This is a genomic window from Flavobacterium zepuense, assembly GCF_007097145.1.
Taxonomy (GTDB): domain Bacteria; phylum Bacteroidota; class Bacteroidia; order Flavobacteriales; family Flavobacteriaceae; genus Flavobacterium; species Flavobacterium zepuense.
Map to the genome: position 1 here is coordinate 41,106 of NZ_VJVZ01000008.1, position 24,477 is coordinate 65,582.

Consider the following 24,477-nt stretch of genomic DNA (forward strand, 5'->3'; position numbering starts at 1 on the left):
TTTGTTTGTAGTATGGAAAAGATTATAGAATATATAGACGATTATTTGAGGGTTAATAATCTGATTCAAATTGATGCTGTTACAGCTAATGCAATATTAGCTAAGGCGGGTATATTAAGAGATAGCGTTGATAGGCTAGGTAAACCATTGAGAGAACTTCTTCGAAAGAATAAAATTCCTCACGCCTTTCAAAATGGAAGAAATTGGATTATTCCAAAATCAGATTCAAAAGTTACATTTATAAATAAACAAGAGTCTGATTCTAAGTATAAAACAGCAAAAAAGGATTCTTTTTCTAAATTTCAAATTAAGGATGATTCAATTTTGCCCTTAAAGTTCAAAGGTATTACTCAAATTAATGCCATTCCAGCATTACCGGGTATATATTGTTTAAAAATAAAAGAGCCATCACTTTTACCTGAAATATTTTGTAGCCATTTAATCGACAGAGGACATGATATTATTTATATTGGGTTAGCAAAAAATTTAAAAAGACGATTAAATCAAGAGCTTTTTGCTAAAGGGCATGGTACTTTCTTTAGAAGTCTTGGGGCTGTATTAGGATATAGACCTGAACAAGGATCATTGCTAAATAAAATAAATAAGAAGAATTTTAAATTTAGTGCCAAAGATGAACAAGAAATTATAAAGTGGATCGTTGAAAATATTGAATTAGATTGGATATTAATTGAAGGTGATTTAAATTTTTTTGAAGGAAATTATATCAGAAAATATAAACCGTTACTTAACATTGATAAAAACCCTTTGAAACTTTTAGAGCTTTCGACTCTAAGAGCAGAATGTGTTGAAATTGCCAATAGCATGAATTTTAAAGCATTGTAAACTAATACTAAAACAACAATTATGCGTTAGTATACTTACAAATCAACCTTACTATTATGAAAAAAATATTCAGACTTATCCCGTTGGTCTACTTTATTGGTTTAGGTGTATTTTGGTTTTTGGAAAATTACATGGGCACCGGTACCATCAATTACATTGCACTTGCTGTAGTGCTGGTATTGTTGATAGAATTATTCTACAACCATAAAATAGTGGGGCTTGTTACTGGCCTGTTGCTGGGATTATTTAGTACCTATATGTTATTTGCTGTATTATCTGATGTTATAAAAGGCGGAAGCATCAATCCTAATATGGTAAAATTTATACTATTTGGCGGTGGGTTGTTTGGTATAGGATTGCTGCTTGCAGGGTTGCTTGTGTTTTATCACGGCAAACAAAATTTTCCGGAAAATAAGCGCCAAACTACATCGGTTTAGCTGTATATATAGCATTTTTACGATTATACATTCTGTAGTATGTTTATAAATTTAAGCAGTTTGTTTTCGAATTGTTAAAATTTCTTAAAATAATTATTCAATATGTAACCAAAGGGGCCTGATTCTTAATTTTATTAAAATAAATGCAGTAAAATAGAATGTTTCCAAATAATAATTCTGTGAAATTAAAGAATAGCTAAAAATTTTTAAATTGGAATAAGTTTAAGTAAATTTACAGACTTTTTACAAACGAACATTAATATACTTACTATGGCTTTTGATATTGAAATGATCAAAAAGGTGTATGAGAACCTGGCCGAGCGCGTAGACAAGGCACGCGAACTGGTTGGCCGTCCGCTTACACTTACCGAGAAAATCCTATATTCACACATGTGGGAGGGTAATCCTACACAGGCATTTACACGAGGAAAAGATTATGTTGACTTTGCTCCGGACAGGGTAGCCTGCCAGGATGCAACCGCCCAGATGGCTCTTTTACAATTTATGCACGCCGGTAAACCTAAGGTTGCCGTGCCTACAACAGTACACTGCGATCACCTTATACAGGCAAAAGTAGATGCAAAAACCGATTTAAAGCGTGCTAAAGAGCAAAGCAATGAGGTTTTTGATTTCCTTTCTTCTATTTCAAATAAATACGGCATCGGGTTCTGGAAACCGGGTGCAGGTATCATCCACCAGGTAGTTTTAGAGAACTATGCATTTCCGGGTGGTATGATGATTGGTACCGACTCTCACACTGTTAACGCCGGAGGCCTTGGTATGCTTGCCATTGGTGTAGGTGGTGCCGATGCGGTAGACGTAATGAGCGGTATGGCATGGGAACTTAAATTCCCTAAACTTATTGGTGTAAAACTTACCGGTAAGCTTAGCGGGTGGACAGCCCCTAAAGATGTTATCCTTAAAGTTGCAGGTATCCTTACCGTAAAAGGTGGTACAGGCGCTGTGGTAGAATATTTTGGAGAAGGCGCTACAGCCATGTCTTGTACAGGTAAAGGTACTATTTGTAACATGGGTGCAGAGGTTGGTGCTACAACATCTACTTTTGGTTATGACGATTCTATGAGCCGTTACCTTCGTGCAACAAACCGTGCTGATGTGGCTGATGCTGCCGATGCTGTTGCTCCTTACCTTACAGGTGATGACGAGGTTTATGCTAACCCTGAGCAGTATTTTGACCAGGTTATAGAAATTAACCTAAGCGAACTTGAGCCACACCTTAACGGCCCTTTCACTCCGGATTTAGCTACGCCTATTTCTAAAATGAGGGAAGAAGCCGAGAAAAACAACTGGCCTTTAAACATCCAGGTAGGTTTGATAGGTTCTTGTACCAACTCTTCTTACGAAGATATTGCACGTTCTGCATCGCTTGCTAAACAGGTGGCAGAGAAAAACCTAAAAACAAAATCGCAATTCACTATCACTCCGGGATCGGAAGTTGTGCGTTATACTATAGAGCGTGATGGTTTTATTGATACCTTCGATAAAATTGGCGCTACCGTATTTGCTAATGCCTGCGGGCCATGTATTGGTATGTGGGACAGGGAAGGTGCCGAGAAAGAAGAGCGTAACACTATTGTACACTCTTTTAACCGTAACTTCTCTAAGCGTGCCGATGGTAACCCTAACACCCTTGCATTTGTAGGTTCTCCGGAACTTGTAACGGCTCTGGCAATTGCGGGCGACCTTGGTTTTAACCCTATTACAGATAAGCTTATTAACGAAGATGGCGAAGAAGTAATGCTTGATGAGCCAACAGGTAATGAGCTGCCTCCTAAAGGTTTTGATGCAGAAGATCCTGGTTTCCAGGCACCGGCTGCTGATGGATCTAAAGTAGAGATCATTGTTAGCCCAACATCTGAGCGTTTAGAGCTTCTTGCTCCGTTTACTCCGTGGAATGGCGAAAATATATTGGGTGCTAAATTGCTTATTAAAGCATTTGGTAAATGTACTACCGACCATATTTCTATGGCGGGCCCTTGGTTACGTTTCCGTGGCCACTTAGATAATATATCTAACAACATGCTTATAGGTGCTGTAAACGCTTATAACATGAAGACAAACAACGTTAAAAACCAGCTTACAGGCGAGTATGATGCAGTACCTGCTACTGCCCGTGCTTACAAAGCTGCGGGTGTACCAAGTATTGTTGTGGGCGACCATAACTACGGCGAAGGTTCATCTCGTGAGCATGCTGCCATGGAGCCACGCCACCTTGGTGTTAAGGTTGTACTGGTAAAATCGTTTGCACGTATACACGAAACCAACCTTAAAAAACAGGGTATGCTTGCGCTTACTTTTGATAACGAGGCTGATTACGATAAAATACAGGAAAACGACGTATTTAACTTTGTAGACCTTAAAGAGTTTGCCCCAGGCAAACAGCTTACTATCGAGGTAATTCACGATGGTGGCGAAAAAGACGTTATCGTGGTTAACCACAGCTACAACGCAGGCCAGATTGGCTGGTTTGTAGCAGGTAGCGCACTTAACCTTATTGCAGCGGCAGGCGCCGAGGCAGCACAGGCACAAGCTTAATATATTCTAAGTTTTATATAGTGTTAAAACTCCCTTGCCTTATGGCAGGGGAGTTTTTTTATGCCTTGTAGTGTCTGCTTTTTTTTAATTCATTTTAATGGTAGTAATTGTACAATTTATAAAATTTTTGCAATAGTAGTAGGGTTTTTTGTTATGGAATTGTTATAGAATTCGTAAAGTGATAAATCGCAATAATTGCCGCATTGTGTTAAGATTGCTTTATACCGCTAATTAATTTAACCGATCATCCAATTATAATACACCTTTATCTATGAAAAAAAACTATGTACTACTCATTTTTACATTCTTTATCCTGGCGCCTTGTTACAGCGCCATTATTTATGTAAAGCCAGACGGATCCGGTAATGGAACGTCGTGGGCAAATGCTTATGGCAGCCTTTCAACCGCATTGCAAAATGCCCTGAGTGGCGACGAGATCTGGGTGAAGCAGGGCACATACAAACCCACTACAGGGCTTGATGCTAATGCCTCATTCACATTCAAAAATGGGGTTAAGGTATACGGCGGCTTCATAGGCATCGAAACTACTCTTACAGCACGTGCCGATGTAAGCGGCACCACCACATTTTTAAGCGGGCTGCTTAGTACATCTGTACATTCTAAAACCATACTTAAAGTAAAAAATTCCCTGAGCGACCTAAATCTGCTCGACGGGTTTACCATTCGCGATGCGCACTGGGTTATGACGGCAGCACAAAACGGCGGTGCCGGTGTGCAGGTTATAGCATCTAAAATAGAGCTTAAAAATGTGCACATTAACCATAATACCATAGAGTTAATTAATGTATTACCTTATGCAAATTCTGATTCGCTTATTGGTGGTGCAGGTATTTATTCGCGCCAAAGCGATATCAAGCTCCGCAATGTGCACGTAAAGGATAATAACCTAAACATGAGCTATACAACGATTGTAAACAACGGCGGATCGCAGGGGTCGGGCGCAGGTATCTTTGTATTGAAAGGAAAAATAAACTTTAAAAAAGGTACTATAGATAACAACAGGATAAACAATACCAATTATTTAGTACTGGGTGGCGGTGGCGCATTTATAAGCCAGGCCGATAGTGTGCATTTAGAAGCTGTTACAGTAAAAAACAATCGCCTTATAAGTAACAACAGTATTACAGGGGCAGGCTTGCATTTAATGAGCGACAGCAAAGTAAAGCTAATTAATAATTTATACTATAATAATTTTTGTAACCCTACGAGCGACGGCTCTTCTAATTCCGGGCATGCAGTTTATTTTGCTAATACTACAGTAACGGTTAGTAATAACACCTTTGGGCGTAACAATCCCATAAATGTAGACCCGGCTCCGGAGGGCGTTTCCATTAGCTTTAGCAACCTTACCTTTAACAATTGTGTATTTCTGGAGCGTTTTAGGCATAGCCCAACTGGTAACACCATAGTTCATAATAAGAGCATCAGCAAATATCTTATAGACCAGGGTACCCAAAATAACGTGACCATTGCCGAGATGGGCTTTGTAAACATACACTCGGGTAATTACACTCCAAAATCGTGCAGTACGTACCTAAATATCGGTACTAACAGTTACAACACTATTACAACCGACTTAAATGGAAACCCACGTATTGTGGGCAGCGCCATAGATCCGGGGGCTATAGAGCTGCAAAACCAGTGGGATAACAGGGTATATGTAGATGTGGCATCTACCAATAGTACCCAGGACGGTACAAGTTGGGCTACCGCATTTACCGATCTTCAGGATGCGCTTAACTGCGGCTGCGTGGTAAATAGTGTGAGCACACACCCGGCAGAAGTTTGGGTGGCAGAGGGTACCTACAACCTTAAAGTGCCTGTAAATTCAGAAGATCCTATGTATGCCGATAACTACCTATACCAAAGTTTTTTGCTTAAAAAGAACCAAAAGCTTTATGGTGGGCTTATAAACGGTGCCACAACCCTTACTGAGCGTGATACTACTTTTGCAACACATCAAAGTATTTTGAGTGGCCTTACAGAGTTGGGTAAAGTTTATGTAGTGGTAGAAGCTGCCAATACCGATTTTACTACAGAGCTTAACGGTTTTATAGTTCAGGATGGTTATGCAGTTCAGGATCCGGGGCCGGTAAATTACAACTGTGGGCCGGGTATATCGGTACGAGATGGTGCAATTACCCTAAATAACGTATGGGTAAGGGATAATACATCGCGCCAGGATGGCGGTGGTATATTTGTTCAGTATAGTGCTCTGCACGCCGATAATTTAAAAGTTACTGGTAATACCTCTTTAGATGGTATGGGTGGCGGTATAGCTTACTGGACATTATCGGGAAGCGTAATTCCGCAGTCAGTTTTAAAACATCTTGAGATAAGTAATAACACGGCTGATTTTGCAGGTGGTGGGTTAAAAACTGAGATCAATGCAAATATCACTATAGAAGATTTTAAGATAGAGAACAATACCGCAATGTATTACGGCGGCGGCGCCTATCTTAGTCAGGGTACTGTAACAATGGCAGGTGGTGTATTCAAAAATAATAGCCTTGCCGATGGCAGTACCGGAGGTGCAGTTTTTGCTGATAACACCGGTACACCAAACACAACAAGTTTTGAAAGTGTATTATTTTCGGGTAATACAGGGTCAAATGGTGGGGCTATATCATCGGCCAATAATCATTTAAGCTGTGTTAACTGTACTTTTGTGGGCAATGTAGCCAGTACGAATGGTAATGTGGCATTTGTATCGGGTATAACTCCCGGCGCATTTTCTGTAAAGAATAGTATAATTGTAAATGGCACCGGAAATGATATGATGGGATGGCCTGCCCAAACTACTGCAAATCCCGGTATTACTATAGAGCACTCTTTACTAACAGGCAGCTTGCCAACCGTGTTTACCAACGGTGGCAACCTGCAATTAAATACCGATCCGGAATTTGTAGATGCTGCTAACGGCGATTACCGCCTTATTGGCTGTGGCCCTGCTGTAGATATGGGTGTTAATGCATTGATTACGCTTAACCCGCAACACGATGCCGGTGAAGAAACCCGTATTAAAAACAGCATTGTAGACCTTGGTGCTTTTGAATACCAGTACCTTGATCTTGCCTTTACAGATCAGCCTGATGCTGTTACCTTAAACATAGGCGAAACAGCAACGTTTACGGTTGTTACAGAGAATGTAGGCATTACCTACCAATGGCAGGTAAGCACTAATAACGGCACTACGTGGACCAACATTGCAAACGCTACACAGCCAGTGCTAACCGTAACCAATGTTACTGCAGCTATGCACCATTACCTGTACCGTTGCGTTTTGGCCGATTGCGCCAGCTCGTTAAACTCGGCAAATGCAATGCTTAATGTTAATGGTGTTACAGGTTTAGATGATGTTGCTTTTGCAGGGCTTACGCTATACCCTAACCCGGCTAATAGCCAGTTCGCTTTACAGTATGCAGCAGCAACTACCGATGTGAACCTTACTGTGTATGACCTTAACGGAAGGCTGATTCATACAGCAGATGTGAGCGCGCAGCAATTGCACGATGGCGCTGTGGTTAATGTAGTGGCATGGGCTAACGGCGTATATATTATACAGCTTACCGGCGGCGGACAGGCCACATACAAATTTGTAAAAAACTAAGATAACTATAGTTAAAGCAAAACTCCCTTGCCGTACGGCAAGGGTTTTTTTTGGTGGTTTTTGTGTAATATGTATAAAATTCACAATAATAGTAGGGTTTTTTATTACAAAACTGTTATATGAGTTTGAATGTGATAAAACGAATGGCAGTCGTTTTAAATTATCAATATCAAATTACAAAAACACCTTTATCTATGAAAAAAAATTACCTACTACTAACTTTTGCACTGTTTATCCTGGCGCCCTGTTACAGCGCCATTATTTATGTAACGCCGGACGGTTCAGGTAACGGAACCTCGTGGGCCACTGCATACGGCAGCCTTTCTACCGCATTGCAAAATGCCCAAAGCGGCGACGAGATCTGGGTAAAGCAGGGAACGTATAAACCATCTGCTGCGCTTGATACTAATGCATCATTTGTTTTTAAGAATGGCGTAAAAATTTACGGCGGTTTTGCCGGTACCGAATCTACCCTTACAGCACGTGCCGATGTTACCGGAACAACCACTATTTTAAGCGGTTACCTAAGCGAAACGGTTCACTCTAAAACCATACTTAAAGTTACCAATGCCCTGAGTACCTTAAACCTGCTCGATGGGTTTACCATTGAAGGTGCCGACTGGACAATAACGGGTACTGTATCCGGTGGGGGTGGTATGCAGGTAATTGGTTCGGTTATAGAAGTACGAAACGTTACAGTTAAAGATAATTCTGTTAGCATCTATCATACCATGGGTGATGGTATGGCAGGTGGCGCAGGTATATATGGTTATCAAAGCACCATAAGCCTTTATAATGTTGATATAATAAATAATAACCTTTTTACCAGTACCACAGTAGCTATCCCCCAGGCTATTGCAGGCGGCGCCGGGATAATGATGTATGAAGGGACATTGTATTATCAAAAAGGCAGGATTACGCTAAACGATGTTTCATTTGAAGATTTATACACCGTTGGCGGCGGCGGGTATTTTTACCAGGTAGATACTATTTATATACAAGATGTGTTGGTAGACCATAATACAGGCACGGATGATTATGGCTATGGTGGCGGATTGAGTATTAATGCTTGTCCTGATGCAGAGATTGTTCAGTGTATTTTTAACAGCAACGATACCCCGGCTGATGGTGATGACCTGGCTTTGACAGGCAGTACTACAGTTATTACAAACGCTACGTTTAGTAGTATAAATGGTGCACAGCCAACAAGCCTTATATATTTAGAGGGTAGTACCGTTAGCTTTAATAACTCGGTTTTTCTGGGCCAAATAACGGCTAATACAACTAATAACCTAACCTATAATAATTGTATAAGTGCCTACGGCTTTGGGATTGGTACCTATAATAATCTTATTGCAGCCGAAATGCAGTTTGTAGATCCGGGATCGGGTAATTTTACCCCAGCCTCCTGCAGTACGCATCTTAATACTGCAAATAGTAGCTTAAACACACTAACAACTGATTTTAATGGTAACCCCCGCACCGTAGGTAGTGGGATGGATATGGGTGCTATAGAACTACAGAATAGCTGGGTAAATAACCGCGTTTATGTAGATGCATCTTCAGTAAATACAGTCCGCGATGGTGCAAGCTGGACTACGGCTTTTACTACTGTTGAAGAAGCCCTTAAATGCGGATGCGATAATGGGGGTGTAGTTACAAATCCCGAGGTTTGGGTTGCAGAAGGCACTTATAAGCCCAGGATAACTAATGAAGAACATTATTCTACTTTTAAGTTAAATTCTAACCAAAAAATTTATGGTGGTTTTATAAGCGGAGCTACATCTCTTACTGATAGAGATCTTACATGGGAAGTACATCCTACCATACTAAGCGGGTATATAGAAGATGATTATTACGTATATAATGTAATAACATCGCGCTACCATGATGAAAATACCGAGCTTAACGGTTTTATTATTGAAGATGGCCATGCAACCGATCCAAGTGGCTGGATGCGAAGCGGGGGTGCATTATTTATTCGAGATGGGAGGCCAACTTTAAAAAATCTTTGGATAAGAAACAACACGGCCGACTACAGTGGGGCCGTATATGTTTATGATGCAGGGGTTATTATGGATAATATAAAATTAACAGGCAACACAGCTGCTTCATCGGGTGCCGGTATGTGTTTTTATAAAAGTGGTGATGTAGGCACAGTATTAGAGCCTACGATTATAACAAACATAGAGGCTTCTAACAATTCTATCAGTAATTTTGGTTCCGGTGGCGTTATAGCTATAGAAAGAGATTATAACATAAGTATAGATGGTTTTAATTTTTATAACAATACTGCTAATTTGCTGGGTGGCGCCATATTTATAGACAGGGCAACCCTAAATTTAAGCAGGGGAGTATTTGATGGTAATGGGGGCCTGGTATCTAATGCTGTAAACTCCGGCGGGGCTTTTTATATTCAGGGTGTTCCCGGGTATCCTTCTTACATTACTATAGAGAGCGTACAGTTTAGCAATAACGTGGCAGATAGCGGTGGCGCCATTAACATGGCGCACTCTGTTACAGATATTATAAATTGCACCTTTGCAAACAATACGGCAACGGCAGCCACAGGGCCTAACCTTTTTGCTTTGCAGGGCAGTACCATAAGTGTTAAGAATTCGATTATAGATAGTCCCGCGAATGGCTACCCGGTTATTAAGGTATATCCGGAATCGCAGGCTACAAACGCCATGTATACTCTTGTTAACTCCATTGTTACCGATGGCTTTACCCCAATATTTACAATATCTGACAACGTGCAGCTAAATACCGCCCCGCTATTTGTAGATGCTGCAAACGGTAACTATAATATTACTGCCTGCGGGCCCGCGGTAGATGCCGGTATTAATTTGATGTTGGAGTTAAATCCTGCGCTTGATGCAGCCGGTAACCCACGTATTAAAAACAGTATTGTAGACCTTGGTGCTTTTGAATACCAGTACCTTGACCTTGCCTTTACCGATCAGCCTGATGCTGTTACCCTAAACATAGGCGAAACAGCAACTTTTACTGTTGTTACACAGAATGTAGGCATTACCTATCAATGGCAGGTGAGCACTAATAACGGCACCACGTGGACCAACATTGCTAACGCTACACAGCCAGTGTTGACTGTAACTAATGTGACCGCTGCTATGCACCACTACCTTTACCGTTGTGTATTGACCGATTGTGCCAGTTCGTTAAGCTCGGCAAGTGCAATGCTTACCGTTAACGGCGTAACAGGTGTAAATGATGTTGCCTTTGCAGGGCTTGCGCTGTACCCTAACCCGGCAAAAACACAGTTTGCTATACAGTATGCTTCGGCTACACAAGATGTAAATCTTACTGTGTATGACCTTAACGGAAGGCTGATTCATACCGCAGATGTAACTGCTCAGCAATTGCACGATGGCGCTGTGGTTAATGTTGCGGCGTGGGCTAACGGTGTATATATTATACAGCTAAGCGGCGGCGGACAGGCCACTTACAAATTCATTAAAAACTAAAACAATTGTAGTTAAAGCAAAAACTCCCCCTGATTAACAGGGGAGTTTTTTTGTGGAAAATATAACGAAAGAGTGGAGTACCTTTTATAAAATCCGCCTGGGGGTTATTCCCCCAGGCGGATTTTTTTGTGTATAGTAGTTAGTATGGCTTGCTACTATATGTTCTTAATGCCGGTAATATAGGGAGCGCCGCCGTTAAGGGGCTGAAAGATCTCTACAATAGCTTCCCAAACCACAAGGGCAGGAGGTACCGATGCTACACATTTAAATCGGTAATTGGTTCCGGCAACCACCTGTGTTGAAACCGATCCCGGTTTGTAGGTTGCGCCCACAAAGCCTTTCATGGCTTCATCAAACACTTTTTGGTCCTGCGGAGTAAGTTTGTGGTATGCTGTCCACCCGCCTGCTACTAATGTTTCTGCTGAATTTGACATAATTTGTAATTTTTAGTTTTGGTAATTGGTTTAAAGCTTTTCTATACCGTAAACAACAGGCTTGCCGTGTATAGGCTTATGGATAAGCACTATAGCTTCCCATATTGCGTTAGACGGCGGCATGGTAGCGCTGCATTTAAAACGGTAGTTGGTTCCGTTAACAAGCTGTGTGGCAACTTCCTGCGGTGTGTATTTTACACCCACAAAGCCGTGCATAGCTTCGTTAAATACGGTAAGGTCTTCGGCAGTGGGTTTGTGGTACGTAGTCCATCCGCCCGGGATTAATGTGTCAACTGAATTTTGATTAGACATAAGGTTGTAATTTTTAGTTGTTTCCTACTCGTAAGGCTTTTCAGAAAAGTTAACCGCCTCGTTTATTACAGTGGTTCCTGCTCCACTATATTACAGCCAATACATTACTTTAGTAAATAAGTAACCTGCATATCAGTGTATTACATGGGCTAAACTACAACAAACACCCCGTTAAAACTCAGGTGGAAATACGGGTTTTTTAATTCAGGTATTTTTTTGTTTTAGTGTTGTTCTTAGAGATTCTTTCACTTTGACGCGCTATGTTCGGAATGGAACAAAGCGTTGTGACATGGACGGAACCTTACTGTATAATGCATGAAAGCTAAAACAAGTATTAAAACTACAACCCTTAAGAAGAAAAAATAATATATTATATTTTAAGATGATAAATGGACAATATATTATTGCCTTTCTATAAATGATTGCATTATTAAACAACAAACCCGCACTAAGCGGGTTTGTTGTTTAATAATGTTTCTGTATATATAAATGAAAATCTTTTTCATTAAAGAAAACGTTCCTAAACCATACTTGTATTTTAACAGGTAAAATCTATTCACCCAACTCTGTCTCTACCTCTTCTTTAATATTTTTAAAAGGAGTAAAGGAAAGACTTTTTCCATTAACACTTACTTTATAAAAGTCCTTAGTAAGTATACTGTCTAAGACATCTTTTTGTAGCTGAGATTTTTTACCATCATTAATGTTTTCGTAACCCGCAGATCCTGATTTAGGGTGTACAAAAGCAAGATATATATCTTCATCCTTTAAAATAGCGGTTAGATATAGCCTTGCACCTCCACTGCCCTTTAATCTTCTTTTGATAAATGGTGCTTGCTGAGACGCGTTCAATACGTGTCCCTTTTTTGCTTCTTCAAAAGAGATGTTGAAGTAACTTTTTATAATTTCGGTTTCTATAAAACTATAAGAGTTGTTTTTTATAAGCTTGTCAAATTCAGTGACAAACTCAGGTAGGCAGTAAATATTCATCTTACAATTTTTCTAAGTGTTTTGTAATTTGAACAAAATCAGAGTCATTAATAAGGCGATTGTATGTAGAATCAATATCTTCAACCAGTTCAGCAAAATCATCGATAGCTTCTCTAAAATTGGATATTTCAATAGGTAGAAGACCGTTATTACTTAGTACATTAATAGATTGTATAAAATTATTGTTTTCTTTAACCGAAGTGTGACACAATTTAATTAATTCACGCAAAGAAACTAATTCAGAATCACTATAAGCGTGCCATGTAAGGTTTTCAATTTGAATATAAATGTTTTCAATAGCATCTGTCCTTTCTTTCAAATCCTTTCTAATATCATTAATGATATCTAAAAATTTGTCAACCTGTTGGTTGTCGGTTTTTGGTTTGTGATTGAAAGAAACAACATCGCTTGATATCTTATGGAAAATATCTCCATGGCTATGATTTTGGTTGTGAGGGGGGCATGTGTTTTGCATAGTATACTTCAAATATTTAAAACAATTATTAAGCCTTAAACTTGAACAATAATGATTTATAACTGTGTAATATTACGTAAAAAACGTGAATTCAAAATAATTCGTATAATAAATTTACAATATCTATACCATAAATATGGCTAACGAAAGGTTAAACCATTATAAACGGTTAATTTTATCGCTAAAATACATTATTGCTTTTCCAAATAAAACACTTGGTCAGAATATGATTCTGAGCGATTATGTGGATTTTAATTTATTGGTTCCTAAAAAACATTCTACATATTCGTGTATGCTATTAATCAAAATATACGCTTTTAACAACTAACTGTACTTTTTAGTATATGTATTTTAAATAAATAATATACTCATTTCTTTATTTATGGTCATATCAGTTACTTTAAACTTCTATATTAGTTATCCTAGCGATGACGGTGCGGAGTTCGATTGATTCAGGATTATTTATTTGCTTTGAATCACTTCGCCAACTTGGCCTTTAGCACTTTTGCGGCCTGGGTGTAGCCGCCTTCGGCGCCGTCTACAAAATGGATGTGGTCGTCTTCGAGGTTGCGCACGTAGCACGACATGATGGATGCGCCGCTTATGTGCAGGCCGTACAGTATTTCGCCGGCGGTTTCCATTTCGTCCAGCAGTTGCTGCAAGGCTGCCCGCTGCTTTGCCGACCCTGATATTACGGTGTTTATCTTCCCGTCTATTACCAGCGTATCGCTCATTTCTACGAGGCTTTCCAAGTAGGTTTTGCCTTTTTTGGTGCTAAAGTAAATGTAGCCGTAAAATGAGGTGAGCCAGTTGCGCAGCAGCTGCATCCACTTTACCTGGCCTATTTTGGCACGCATCTCGGTACCCAGGCGGTTAAAGGTAGTTTTCAGCTTTAGCTTGGCTACCGATATGGGCTGGCGCTTTTCGGGCGAACCGTACAGCTCGTCCATCTTTTCGAGCACTTTTTTAAAGGCAACCGACTGCTGAATGCCTTTTTGCGCCACTACCAGCAGGGTTACAATTTCTTCCTTATTTTCGGGCGGGGCTATCATATCCCACCGGCATTGCATACCGCTAAGGTCCAGCTTATCTTCCTTAGGCGGGGTGGCAGAGAACAAGTAATCGTCGCCTTTAATTATCTTTTCGGCATAGTTGAGTCCGTTGCCCAGCACCACCGGGATGGAGAATGCCGGCGAACGTTTAAACTTGGCAATGTGAATTTCGTGCCCCTCGTTATAAATTTGCTTAACAGGCACGGTGCCGGTGCGCAGTTGCAGGTTAAAGTTGGTTTGTGTGTTAATGCGGTACAGGCTAAGGGCATCCATAACCTTATCGATAAGCGTAGCCGGAACGATAAATGTAGCGCCGTCGCCCCCAAAAAAGAAGGGAACGGTAACCTGCATACCAAAGGCAATGTTTAAAACGGTAACAATGCTGCCGGTGGCAATAAGGTTAACGTCCTGGTGGCGACCGCCCATTACCTGCTGGGTAGAGCCGATAATATCGGTAATTACAACGTGCCAGTCGGGCGGCACATTGGCAAATAAATTAATCCGGCCCAACATTTCGCCCAGCGGTACTTTGCTCAGCGGCAGGTTGGTATAAAATTGTTCGCTATTTTGGTCGTCCATCGTTATGCTGCGTTACGTTTGCCGTTGTATAAATGTAGTGAATTAATAGCCTTTGCATTGTGTATTAAAATTACAAACTTCAAATCTTAAAATCAAAACCTGCCATCATAAAGTATCCCTAAACCTTATCCCGAAAAATTATCCCTAAATCCCTCTGCAAAATTACAACAGGTTTGGTAGCATGGTACTGAAGCGGATCTTGCAGTAAATTACATTTAACACTAATATACCAATCGGTATATTTTAAATGGATGATAATTAGGTGTTTAATTATTTTTTTAGATTTTGAATTTAAAACGGCTTCGCCAACGGCATTTTTAGAGTGTGATTTGATAACGAATGTCAGAGTCCAAAAGAGAAAAATTAAGCACTTTTTGATGGTTTAAAAACAAAATCCGCCCCTCGGCAAAAAAGGGCGGATTTAACAATTATGAAGAAAAAAAATGGTTGGTTTAGGTCGGTCTCTTAGTAGTAAGTATAACGCCTTACTTTTGCAATGTATTTAGCCAGCCTGATAACCTGGTGGCTATAGCCGTATTCGTTGTCATACCATACGTAAAGTATTACATTTTTACCGTCGGCACTTACAATGGTGGCCTTACTATCGTATATAGCCGGCGCCGAAGTGCCTACTATGTCGCTGGAAACCAGTTCGTTATTTACCGAGTATTTAATTTGCTCTACTAATTCGCCTTCAAGGGCGTAGTGTTTCATGATCTCGTTCACCTCGGTTATGGTTGTAGGGCGTTCTACCTCTACATTAACCACTACAAGTGACCCGTTTGGTACCGGTACGCGTATAGCATTGCTTGTTAACTTACCTGATAACGAGGGTATTGCCTTTGCTACAGCACTACCTGCACCGGTCTCGGTAATCACCATGTTAAGGGCTGCTGCCCTGCCACGGCGGTACTTCTTGTGCATGTTGTCCACAAGGTTCTGGTCGTTGGTATAGGCGTGTATGGTTTCAAGGTGGCCTTTAACAACGCCTAAAGTATCTTCAAGTACCTTAAGCACAGGGGTTATGGCATTAGTAGTACACGATGCCGCCGAGTAAATATCGGTAGTATCAGGATTGTGGTCGTTGTGGTTTACACCATATACAATGTTGGGTATGCCTTTGCCCGGAGCCGTAAGTAGCACTTTATCAACGCCTTCGGCAGCCATGTGGCGCTCTAAGGCTTCGTGGGTGGTAAAAGCACCGGTATTGTCTATAACAAGGGCATTGTTGATGCCGTATTTTGTGTAGTTGATCTTATCAGGGTTGGCTGCGCTGATAATATGTACCGTTGCACCGTTGATAATCAGTGTGTTGTTCTTTGTGTCGGCCACTACAGATCCCTGAAAATCGCCATGTATAGAGTCGTGCCTTAGCAGTGATGCCCTCTTTTCCAGCAGGGTAGCATCATTCTTATCGCGAACTACTATGGCCCTTAGCCTTAGTTGCGCACCCTTGCCAATTTTGCTCATCATTTCGCGGGCAAGGAGCCTGCCAATCCGACCAAAGCCGTACAGTACCACGTCTTTAGGCTGTATGTTGCGGCTTACCTTTGCATCACGCAGCTTGTGGTTAACAAAGGCAGTGGCATCGTTATAATGGTTATTATCAAGCTGATACTCGTAGGTTAACTTACCAATGTCGATACGTGAAGGCTGTAAATTGGCCACTTTAATGGCACGGGCAATCTCTACGGTATCAAAAACATTGATGGGTTTCTTAATGAACTCCCCGGCATATTCATGCAGGTTGATTATTTCGCCTACACTCTTGTCTATTAGCTGGTTGCGGAAAAGCACAAGCTCAATAGACTTGTCGTACCACAGTTCACTCACAATATTTATAAATTCTACTCCTGCTTTACGCCTGTCGGCCTGGTAAGAAAGTTCTTTTTCGTATAAAACGGTATTGTTCATCGGGAGCAAAAATGTTTGAATTGTTGTATTGTGAGGCAAATGTATAAATATCAATCGTTTTCGTAAAATAAATTCGCAATTATTTTTACTATTTTTTAAATATTAGTCAGTCTTGTTAAAATCTTATTAATGCTGCGGTAAAATGGCGTTAAACAATATTTTATTAACAGTAGCCTGATTATTTAAGTGGTAACTTTATTAGAAACAATAAATTACTGCCGTCATGAAAACAAATCTACATTCTATATGCTTTGCCATTATGTTGATTTTGAGTGTTTTACTCCCGGTAAACGTATCGGCACAGATAGATTACCAACAGGACTTCTCTCAGGTAGACCACAAATGGACTGACCTTGACTTTAAAGTTACCGATGTTGCAACCTGCCAAACACCGTTTGCCCTTCGCGCCAATGTAAATGCGGCGCAACGTAATGTGGTAGAGACGGTTTCGCCTGCAATAGGAGTTAGCGATGGCGAAGAGGTTGTACTGATTTACCGTTACAAGCTCCTTAAATATGATAATGTACTGCCGTATCAGCCTGAAAATATAGCCGATTGGGGCAGCCTTACCCTTGATTATGGCCCTACACGTAACGGCCCGTGGACACAGATTGATGCTATAACACCTCAAAACCATGTAGTGCCGACTGTGCTTTAAGGCAGGTTACCTTTACTCCAGCCGATAGTAGCAAAGTATATTTGCGCTTTAGGGCAGGCGGCGGCATTAACCCAAAGAGCAACTACTACGTGTATATAGATGATGTTAGCGCCTTACAGGATGGTATTACCATAAGCCCTATAACTGCTCAGGGTGGGATACAGGTATATCCTAACCCGGTACAAGACTATCTTAATGTTCGCTTTGACGGAACCATAAGCAGCATCCTTATCTTTGATAATCAGGGTCGTGAGGTGGTAGTTGAAGATCTTAACGAAAATCTTTCTCGTTTAGATCTTACGGGCCTTGCCCATGGCGATTATGTTTTAAAGGTTACGGCTAACGATGAAATTAGGGAAATCAATGTCACTAAGAAATAAAGTCTTGCTTGACTTAGTTTTGTTAAAAATATCTTAAAAAACGCATTAATATTTAAAAATTAAACTTTTAGAAAACATAATGTGTTAATTTTAATGTACTTATAATTCTTTTAACCTCACTACTGCTATGAATTTAAAATTACGTTTGCTAACGGGCTTTATGTTTTTAAGCCTGTTTTTTACACAGCTTTCTTACTCACAACTTTCTTACTCTGAAGATTTTGAGGGTGACGAAGTATTCTGGACGAACCCTGAAGACGCCTATTGGCTGGATGATTATGAATCGTGCGACGGTTACTCTATTGTTACAGAGTTATATACCTACTATGAAGAAGGTACCAGCGTTTCATCTACTTTAGGGATATCTAACGGGCAGCTGGCAACGCTGTCTTACGAATACAAGCTTATAGATTATTATGACGATACTCCATATCCTAATTCTCCCAATTGGGGTAATTTCTCTGTTGAATACTCCACTTCGGCAACAGGCCCATGGACACTTATAGAAACTGTATCTCCTGCAAACCACATTGTTTCAGGTGATTGTGCCACACGCACTGTAGCATTTACCCCACCGGCAGGCAGCAATGTTTATTTAAGGCTTAGGTCGGCTGCAAATCCTGATGAAGATATTGATATAGATGCCCTGCTGTATTTTGATAATGTGTCGGTTACCCAGGCAGCTTCTTTGCCGTGCGAAGGTACACCGTCGGCATCAACAACTATAGCGGCTAACGGCACTATATGCAATTCTCAGCAGGCACAGCTTTCATTATCACCTGCTTACTATTCAGGCGGCTTAACTTTTCAGTGGCAATCGTCTACTAACGGTACTGATTATACACCAATAACCGGAGCTACGAGCCCTACGTACAGTGCTGCACAAACTGCCAGCACATGGTATAGGGCCGTTATTACATGCACAGGTAGCGGACAAACAGCAACCAGTACACCTGTACAGGTAATCAACAGCGGGTTAGAATGCTACTGCGATGTGCCGTTTGAGGAAGATATAGAGCCTATTACGCTTGTAAATTTTGCAGGTATTGATAATGTTTCTTCGGCAGCTATTAATGGTTCTCCGGGTGTAGAGAATTTCACAGGATTAACGCCGGGACAGGTTACGGCGGGCCAAACGTATGAGATTACACTTGAAGGTAATACAAACGACCCTGATGGCGATGGTTATGAAACGTACTTTACCGTATTTATAGACTGGAACCACGATGGAGATTTTGAAGATGATGATGAACAGAATGAAATAGGCTACCTTGTTGATTCTAACGGAACTGATGGTGTACAGCTTACCGGCGATATAGAAGTACCAGAAGATGCGCTTCCGGGTTTAACCTATATGAGGGTGTTTAAATTGTTTTATGAGTTTACCAGCGACCCTTGTTCCAGCGAAGATGGCGCCGGTTACGGTCAGGTAGAAGATTATCTCATTAATGTAACTACTGATTGTAATCTTGAAGCTCCTGAAATTGAAGAAGATATTACATTATGTAATGCTGCCACAGGTGCAGATCTTCCTAATTTTGATGGAGATATTGTATGGTATTACAGTGCCACAGGCGATGACGTAGTGGTTGAAAGTGATGCATTAGTAGCAGGTACTTATTATGCTGCGGCTATTGAAGGCACATGCGAAAGTGAAGAGCGTACTCCTGTAGAGGTTATTATTGATGTGGTAAACCTGGATGAAGTAGAAGACGTGTTTTCTTGTACTACATACGTATTGCCCGCCCTTACTAACGGAGCCTATTATGGTGGTACTGAAGGTACTGGCACCGAGTATGAGGCCGGTGATGAAATAACAGAGACGACAACGTTATACGTTTATGCCGAATCTGAAATTGTAGAGGGCTGTTTTGCTGAGGCAGTATTTACAGTTAATATTGATGCACTGCCCGAAATTGAAGGGGCTGAAGAGCAAACCATTACCACTCCGGGCGCAACAATAACTGATATTGTAATACTAACTGTTAATGGTGCTTCGGTTACATGGTATCCTACCCAGGAGGATGCAGAAGCGGGTACTAACGCAATACCTACTACTACAGAGCTTGTAAACGGTGCTACATACTATGCGGTTCAAAACAATGGCGAATGCAGCAGTGAGGTTTTTGAAGTAACAATTACCACTACTTTAGGTACAGATGATTTTACTAATAAAGGCTTTACATACTATCCTAACCCGGTAAACAGTGTGCTGACTATTAATTATAGTAGTGCAATTACGAATGTTACGGTGTATAACCTTATGAGACAACAGGTTTTAAGCAGGGATAACACACAGCTTCAGGCGGTGACAGATATGTCGGCGCTTAGTACAGGCACCTACCTTGTTAAGGTAACGGCAGGTACGCAGACTGCTACCCTTAAAATTGTAAAACAGTAATTTATAACTGCAACACATTGCAAACGGACGGCCATTTTAGCCGTCCGTTTTTGTTTACCCTAAAAGCAGTATCATCAATCAATTGGGTAATTTTGTTTCTACAGTTGCATTTTCAAGTATGTTGAGTTCCTGTATCTTTCCGTCTTTCAATATTAAGAAGTTAGCTGGGAATTTCTTTTCCTCATCGTTTATAACTGTAAAGTCAACCGTAAGGTGGGTACCGTCTTTGTCGGGCTTTTCGTTTTTAATAATGTAGCCGCTAAAGGTGGGTATCTGTTTTAGAACTTCTTTAAGCACCTGTTCTTCCATACCCGGAAATATGCGGGCAATGGTGTAATTCTCTGCAAGCACATCGGCGGCAGCTTCGGTATTGCGGGTTGTAAACATTTTTAGTACTGCATCCAGTTGTGGTGCAAATTTGCTTTTTTGCTGTGCATTGCCTGCAAAAGCCAGTAATAGCAGGATGATGGGTAACAACAATTTAGTTTTCATAATAGTATCTTTTAAGTTATAAATAATGTTTTTTGTATAATACAAATGTATCCTGCAATAGCAGGCTGCTTGGTTACGCACTGCTATTTACTGTTAATCAGTGTTAAGCTGTAAATTGCAAAAATGCTAAAGCGTTACGTTGCAATGTTATTTAGTGTTAAGTGGCTTTTTAGCATATATTTATTATATACATTTGGAGCATGAAAAAGAGGTTTACCACCATTAAAAAGCCCAACCTGCTGTTAGTTTATGCGCTAATGGCGGTGGCTTTTATTACGTGTTTCCAATTGTACTGGCTATACTCCGTTTACAATAACCAAAAATCGCTTATAAGTGAGGAAACAGAGAATATGCTTAAAGAATATGCCCTTGATTATGATGGCATGTCTATCATGGGGAATATTAATGGTAACGGGGCCATACTGGCTCCGGAAATGAGGCATTTACCACCCGATTCTTTAACCGAAGGGATAAGCATACAGGTTAAGCTATCGGGCGATGCTGAGCATGGCATGCTGCGTGACAGCATTCAAAAAACACTTGACTCTATACTTTCTTTAAAAGGCAGCGGCAAATTAGATAGTGTGCTTTATAATAAATTTAAATCAAGGCTTTCAGCTGCTTATCCTAATCTTGAGTATGGGCTTTCCTACAATATTGGTGATAAAAAGACAAGTTTTCCCAACCCAATGCCCAATACCGCCGATGCTCTTATCGTGGTTAAAACCTCTCAAATAAATCCGTTTAACCAGTTCAGGCTCATACTGTTTAATTTAGAAAGCGTGGTGTTTCAAAATATGGTATGGGATATAGTGCTTTCTATAGTTTATCTTATAGTGTGCATAAGTGCTGTTGTGTTGCTTATAAACAGTACTAAAAAAAGCCGCAAGCTTTTGGAAATGAAAGATAACTTTACCAATAATATGACGCACGAGATCAAGACACCGTTAGCTACGCTGTATGCGGCTACAGAGGCGCTTGATAAATATGATATGCTTGATGATAAGGTTGCCGCCCGCGAATACATACACATAATGCAGGCCGACTTAAAGCGCCTTACCGAAATGGCCGAGAGCATTTTATACAACGCCAAGCTTAGCGATGGCCGGATAAACCTTAAAAAGGAGAATATAAATATTAAGCAGATGCTTGCCGATATAGCAGGTAAATTTAAACCATCTACCGAGGCGCTCAACGCCGTAATTAACACCGATAGTATCCCGGATGATATGTACATAAAGGCGGATGCCGAGCATTTGTACAATGTGTTTTGTAACCTGGTAGATAATTCCTTAAAATATTCTGAGGGTAATGCCCAGATTTATTTTAGTGCCAGGGAAGAGGGTGAAAAGGTAAAGATATGGGTAGAAGATAATGGTGTTGGCATTGCCGAGGCGCATCATAAAGATATTTTTAAGCCGTACTTCCGCGTATCTGAAGGTGATGTGCACACCGTAAAAGGCTACGGACTTGGCCTTAGCTACGCTTATGAAATTATTGCCCTTCACAAGGGTGTATTAAAACTGCTAAAAAGCCAGCCCGGCAAAGGCACCACGTTTGAAATAACCTTACCTCAGGATCAGGACAATGGATAGCATAAATGTATTATTTGTAGAAGATGAGCTGTCGCTTGGTAAGATAACCGGCGATATGCTTACTAAAAATGGCTTTACAGTGCAATGGGCTCAGGACGGACTCCGCGGGCTGGAGGCTTTTGTGCCCGGAAAGTTTGATATTTGTGTGGTAGACATTATGATGCCCGGTATGGATGGCTACAGCCTTGTAAAAGAAATTCGTAAGCAGGACACTGATATACCCGTAATATTTTTAACGGCACGCTCCCTGGCCGAAGATGTGGTTAAAGGTTTTGAGACGGGAGGTAACGACTATCTTAAAAAGCCTTTTAGTATAGAGGAGCTGGTGGTGCGTATGAATGCCCTGCTTAAGCGGACATCTAAACCTGCTGTAGCTCCCGATGCTATTACGCTCTATAATATAGGAGAGTATCGTTTTAACCGTACCCGTATGGAGTTGAGCCGTGCCGATAAGCGAATTATACTTACCCACTTGGAAAATGAGCTGCTATACAGGCTTATAGCGAATAAAAATGAGGTACTGCCCCGCCAGAATGTATTGCTGGAGCTATGGAAAGACGATTCGTTTTTTAGTGCCCGCAGCATGGATGTCTTTATAACAAAGCTCCGCAAATATTTTTCTGAAGATCCTGCTGTATCTATCGTAAACATTAGGGGTATAGGCTACAAGATAATCGTTAGGGAATAGCCATAAAAACAAAATCCCGCCTAAAAAGGCGGGACTTCACTAAAAATATAAAGCAAGATGAATAATTACATTATAAAGCGTACCACCTGACGGTTTTTAGTAAGCATCTCTACACGCACACGCTCGTTTTGCCCTTTGCGCGATAACAGTTCGGTTACGGTTTCAATATCTGTAGCCTTAACGTTATTAATACTTAGGATGATACCGTCTTTAAGCTCCTCATAGTAAGGCATATAATTCTCATCGGTAATCTCTTTTATCCTCACTCCATAATCTATTTTAAGCTGTTTCTTTTCAGCCGCTGAAAGGTCCTGTAACTCAAGTCCGTCATACGTAAGGCTGTTAATCTCATTTTTTGTAAGCTTAACTGGCAGGGTAACCAGGTCGCCATTACGGTCTACCGTAACCTTAACCACATCGTTAGGGCGTTTAGTAACAATAGAACGGCTTATATCGGCAAAACCGGTAACAGTGTTATCGTCTATCTTTACAATAATATCACCTTTTTTAATGCCTGCTTTTTGGGCGCCACTTTTATCTACTACACTGTTAACATAAAAGCCTTGTGTTTGGTTTGTTCCCAGTTCTTTGCTCGAAGTACTGTTAAGCTCGTTGCCCTGTACACCAAGTACACCACGCTGTACATTACCAAACTCCATAAGGTCTTCTATTATCTTGCGGGTAATGTTACTTGGTACAGCAAACGAGTAGCCTACATAAGAGCCTGTAGTGCTGCTTATCATGGTGTTAATACCTATAAGCTCGCCACGGGTGTTAACCAGCGCACCACCGCTGTTGCCGGGGTTAACGGCAGCATCGGTTTGTATAAACGATTGCAGGCCATCTTTACTTAAATTCCTTGCTTTCGCCGAAACGATACCTGCGGTAACAGTACTGTTAAGGTTGTACGGGTTACCTACGGCAAGCACCCATTCGCCCACTTTCATGTCGTCGCTATTGCCAAAGGTGGCATACGGCAGCTTCTCATTAGTATCTACTTTAAGCAGGGCAATATCCATTTTAGAGTCGGTGCCTACAAGTTTTGCTTTGTACGATTTGTTGTTGTTAAGGGTAACTTCCAGTTCCGATGCGTTTTGTATCACGTGGTTGTTGGTAACAATGTAGCCGTCTTCGGTAATAATAACACCACTACCGGTACCCACCTGGGCCTGTTGCTGGCCGCCGCGAGAGCCGTAAAAAAACTCCATCATGGGGTTGCTTGGCGCAGTAGCATACGATGTGTTTTTAACGTGAACCACTGTATGCACGGCTTTATCGGCTGCAGCCGTAAAATCGGTAGGGGCTTCAGCGCCGGTTAATGATACATTCCTGCTAAATGCAGATTGGGGAGCGGCTATTGATAAGGCAGAACTTGGAGTGTCGTTATCAAATACCAGTTTGTAAGCTCCAAGGGTTGTGGCTCCGCTTAAAAGGGAAACCAGGAACAGGCTTGAAATTTGTTTCATAATAGTAAACAGTATTTAATTTTTTTAATGGTTAAAGTGCGGTAGCAGCCATGTTTTTATGTCGTTTATATTCGTACTTTTGTCCT

At 40.9% G+C, this 24,477-nt stretch carries 18 protein-coding genes; 10 read left to right on the forward strand and 8 right to left on the reverse strand.

Annotated elements, in window-relative coordinates:
* Positions 1-12: 12 nt before the first annotated feature.
* From FMM05_RS12850 to FMM05_RS12870, 5 genes are all read left to right on the forward strand, one after another.
* Complete coding sequence (locus FMM05_RS12850; protein ID WP_143373800.1) at positions 13-843, forward strand: GIY-YIG nuclease family protein; 831 nt, start codon at positions 13-15, stop codon at positions 841-843.
* A 56-nt stretch (positions 844-899) separates the two neighbouring features.
* Positions 900-1,280: a hypothetical protein gene (locus tag FMM05_RS12855; protein ID WP_143373801.1), complete on the forward strand. Its 381-nt coding sequence runs from the start codon at positions 900-902 to the stop codon at positions 1,278-1,280.
* Between the two features lie 270 nt (positions 1,281-1,550).
* A complete protein-coding gene (locus FMM05_RS12860; protein ID WP_143373802.1) occupies positions 1,551-3,836 on the forward strand; it encodes an aconitate hydratase in 2,286 nt (761 codons plus the stop codon).
* 271 nt (positions 3,837-4,107) lie between these two features.
* Positions 4,108-7,467: a T9SS type A sorting domain-containing protein gene (locus FMM05_RS12865; RefSeq protein WP_143373803.1), complete on the forward strand. Its 3,360-nt coding sequence runs from the start codon at positions 4,108-4,110 to the stop codon at positions 7,465-7,467.
* A 194-nt stretch (positions 7,468-7,661) separates the two neighbouring features.
* The gene (locus FMM05_RS12870) at positions 7,662-10,955 is read left to right on the forward strand and encodes a T9SS type A sorting domain-containing protein (protein WP_185965582.1); all 3,294 of its coding nucleotides are present in this window, start codon (positions 7,662-7,664) and stop codon (positions 10,953-10,955) included.
* Between the two features lie 155 nt (positions 10,956-11,110).
* Here FMM05_RS12870 and FMM05_RS12875 read toward each other — a convergent pair whose 3' ends face one another.
* The 6 genes from FMM05_RS12875 to FMM05_RS12900 all read right to left on the reverse strand — a co-directional run bounded on the left by FMM05_RS12875 (position 11,111) and on the right by FMM05_RS12900 (position 16,711).
* Complete coding sequence (locus tag FMM05_RS12875; RefSeq protein WP_143373805.1) at positions 11,111-11,389, reverse strand: hypothetical protein; 279 nt, start codon at positions 11,387-11,389, stop codon at positions 11,111-11,113.
* 30 nt (positions 11,390-11,419) lie between these two features.
* Positions 11,420-11,701: a hypothetical protein gene (locus FMM05_RS12880; protein ID WP_143373806.1), complete on the reverse strand. Its 282-nt coding sequence runs from the start codon at positions 11,699-11,701 to the stop codon at positions 11,420-11,422.
* A 552-nt stretch (positions 11,702-12,253) separates the two neighbouring features.
* Positions 12,254-12,691 (reverse strand): hypothetical protein, encoded by a 438-nt coding sequence (locus tag FMM05_RS12885; protein ID WP_143373807.1) that lies wholly within the window; start codon positions 12,689-12,691, stop codon positions 12,254-12,256.
* Between the two features lies 1 nt (position 12,692).
* A complete protein-coding gene (locus FMM05_RS12890) occupies positions 12,693-13,166 on the reverse strand; it encodes a hypothetical protein (RefSeq protein WP_143373808.1) in 474 nt (157 codons plus the stop codon).
* A gap of 476 nt (positions 13,167-13,642) precedes the next feature.
* Positions 13,643-14,797, reverse strand: a complete 1,155-nt coding sequence (locus FMM05_RS12895) for a DUF3095 domain-containing protein (RefSeq protein WP_143373809.1) — start codon at positions 14,795-14,797, stop codon at positions 13,643-13,645.
* Between the two features lie 465 nt (positions 14,798-15,262).
* Positions 15,263-16,711 carry a glyceraldehyde-3-phosphate dehydrogenase gene (locus FMM05_RS12900; RefSeq protein ID WP_143373810.1) on the reverse strand — a complete coding sequence of 483 codons (1,449 nt, stop codon included), beginning with the start codon at positions 16,709-16,711 and terminating at the stop codon, positions 15,263-15,265.
* Positions 16,712-16,934: 223 nt separating this feature from the next.
* On the opposite strand from FMM05_RS12900, the gene FMM05_RS12905 reads away from it, so the two are divergent.
* From FMM05_RS12905 to FMM05_RS12915, 3 genes are all read left to right on the forward strand, one after another.
* Positions 16,935-17,369 carry a hypothetical protein gene (locus FMM05_RS12905; protein WP_143373811.1) on the forward strand — a complete coding sequence of 145 codons (435 nt, stop codon included), beginning with the start codon at positions 16,935-16,937 and terminating at the stop codon, positions 17,367-17,369.
* 41 nt (positions 17,370-17,410) lie between these two features.
* Positions 17,411-17,749, forward strand: a complete 339-nt coding sequence (locus FMM05_RS12910; protein WP_143373812.1) for a T9SS type A sorting domain-containing protein — start codon at positions 17,411-17,413, stop codon at positions 17,747-17,749.
* A gap of 127 nt (positions 17,750-17,876) precedes the next feature.
* A complete protein-coding gene (locus FMM05_RS12915; protein WP_143373813.1) occupies positions 17,877-20,150 on the forward strand; it encodes a T9SS type A sorting domain-containing protein in 2,274 nt (757 codons plus the stop codon).
* Between the two features lie 78 nt (positions 20,151-20,228).
* Here the strand turns inward: FMM05_RS12915 and FMM05_RS12920 are convergent, their stop codons facing one another.
* Complete coding sequence (locus tag FMM05_RS12920; protein ID WP_143373814.1) at positions 20,229-20,642, reverse strand: hypothetical protein; 414 nt, start codon at positions 20,640-20,642, stop codon at positions 20,229-20,231.
* Between the two features lie 200 nt (positions 20,643-20,842).
* Between FMM05_RS12920 and FMM05_RS12925 the strand changes: the two genes are divergently transcribed.
* Both FMM05_RS12925 and FMM05_RS12930 read left to right on the forward strand, forming a co-directional pair.
* Complete coding sequence (locus tag FMM05_RS12925; RefSeq protein ID WP_143373815.1) at positions 20,843-22,237, forward strand: sensor histidine kinase; 1,395 nt, start codon at positions 20,843-20,845, stop codon at positions 22,235-22,237.
* Positions 22,230-22,925 carry a response regulator transcription factor gene (locus FMM05_RS12930; protein ID WP_143373816.1) on the forward strand — a complete coding sequence of 232 codons (696 nt, stop codon included), beginning with the start codon at positions 22,230-22,232 and terminating at the stop codon, positions 22,923-22,925. Before FMM05_RS12925 ends, FMM05_RS12930 begins: the two co-directional genes overlap by 8 nt.
* A gap of 65 nt (positions 22,926-22,990) precedes the next feature.
* On the opposite strand, the gene FMM05_RS12935 is transcribed toward FMM05_RS12930, so the two are convergent.
* Positions 22,991-24,391, reverse strand: a complete 1,401-nt coding sequence (locus FMM05_RS12935; RefSeq protein ID WP_143373817.1) for a S1C family serine protease — start codon at positions 24,389-24,391, stop codon at positions 22,991-22,993.
* Positions 24,392-24,477 lie beyond the last annotated feature (86 nt).

What these genes read in the sequence shown, in the direction of transcription:
- FMM05_RS12920 (WP_143373814.1), bottom strand. Translation starts at nt 20,642, where the DNA reads ATGAAAACTAAATTGTTGTTACCCATCATCCTGCTATTACTGGCTTTT.
- FMM05_RS12870 (WP_185965582.1), top strand. Translation starts at nt 7,662, where the DNA reads ATGAAAAAAAATTACCTACTACTAACTTTTGCACTGTTTATCCTGGCG.
- FMM05_RS12935 (WP_143373817.1), bottom strand. Translation starts at nt 24,391, where the DNA reads ATGAAACAAATTTCAAGCCTGTTCCTGGTTTCCCTTTTAAGCGGAGCC.
- FMM05_RS12930 (WP_143373816.1), top strand. Translation starts at nt 22,230, where the DNA reads ATGGATAGCATAAATGTATTATTTGTAGAAGATGAGCTGTCGCTTGGT.
- FMM05_RS12875 (WP_143373805.1), bottom strand. Translation starts at nt 11,389, where the DNA reads ATGTCAAATTCAGCAGAAACATTAGTAGCAGGCGGGTGGACAGCATAC.
- FMM05_RS12850 (WP_143373800.1), top strand. Translation starts at nt 13, where the DNA reads ATGGAAAAGATTATAGAATATATAGACGATTATTTGAGGGTTAATAAT.
- FMM05_RS12860 (WP_143373802.1), top strand. Translation starts at nt 1,551, where the DNA reads ATGGCTTTTGATATTGAAATGATCAAAAAGGTGTATGAGAACCTGGCC.
- FMM05_RS12915 (WP_143373813.1), top strand. Translation starts at nt 17,877, where the DNA reads ATGAATTTAAAATTACGTTTGCTAACGGGCTTTATGTTTTTAAGCCTG.
- FMM05_RS12905 (WP_143373811.1), top strand. Translation starts at nt 16,935, where the DNA reads ATGAAAACAAATCTACATTCTATATGCTTTGCCATTATGTTGATTTTG.
- FMM05_RS12895 (WP_143373809.1), bottom strand. Translation starts at nt 14,797, where the DNA reads ATGGACGACCAAAATAGCGAACAATTTTATACCAACCTGCCGCTGAGC.
- FMM05_RS12865 (WP_143373803.1), top strand. Translation starts at nt 4,108, where the DNA reads ATGAAAAAAAACTATGTACTACTCATTTTTACATTCTTTATCCTGGCG.
- FMM05_RS12885 (WP_143373807.1), bottom strand. Translation starts at nt 12,691, where the DNA reads ATGAATATTTACTGCCTACCTGAGTTTGTCACTGAATTTGACAAGCTT.
- FMM05_RS12890 (WP_143373808.1), bottom strand. Translation starts at nt 13,166, where the DNA reads ATGCAAAACACATGCCCCCCTCACAACCAAAATCATAGCCATGGAGAT.
- FMM05_RS12855 (WP_143373801.1), top strand. Translation starts at nt 900, where the DNA reads ATGAAAAAAATATTCAGACTTATCCCGTTGGTCTACTTTATTGGTTTA.
- FMM05_RS12900 (WP_143373810.1), bottom strand. Translation starts at nt 16,711, where the DNA reads ATGAACAATACCGTTTTATACGAAAAAGAACTTTCTTACCAGGCCGAC.
- FMM05_RS12880 (WP_143373806.1), bottom strand. Translation starts at nt 11,701, where the DNA reads ATGTCTAATCAAAATTCAGTTGACACATTAATCCCGGGCGGATGGACT.
- FMM05_RS12925 (WP_143373815.1), top strand. Translation starts at nt 20,843, where the DNA reads ATGAAAAAGAGGTTTACCACCATTAAAAAGCCCAACCTGCTGTTAGTT.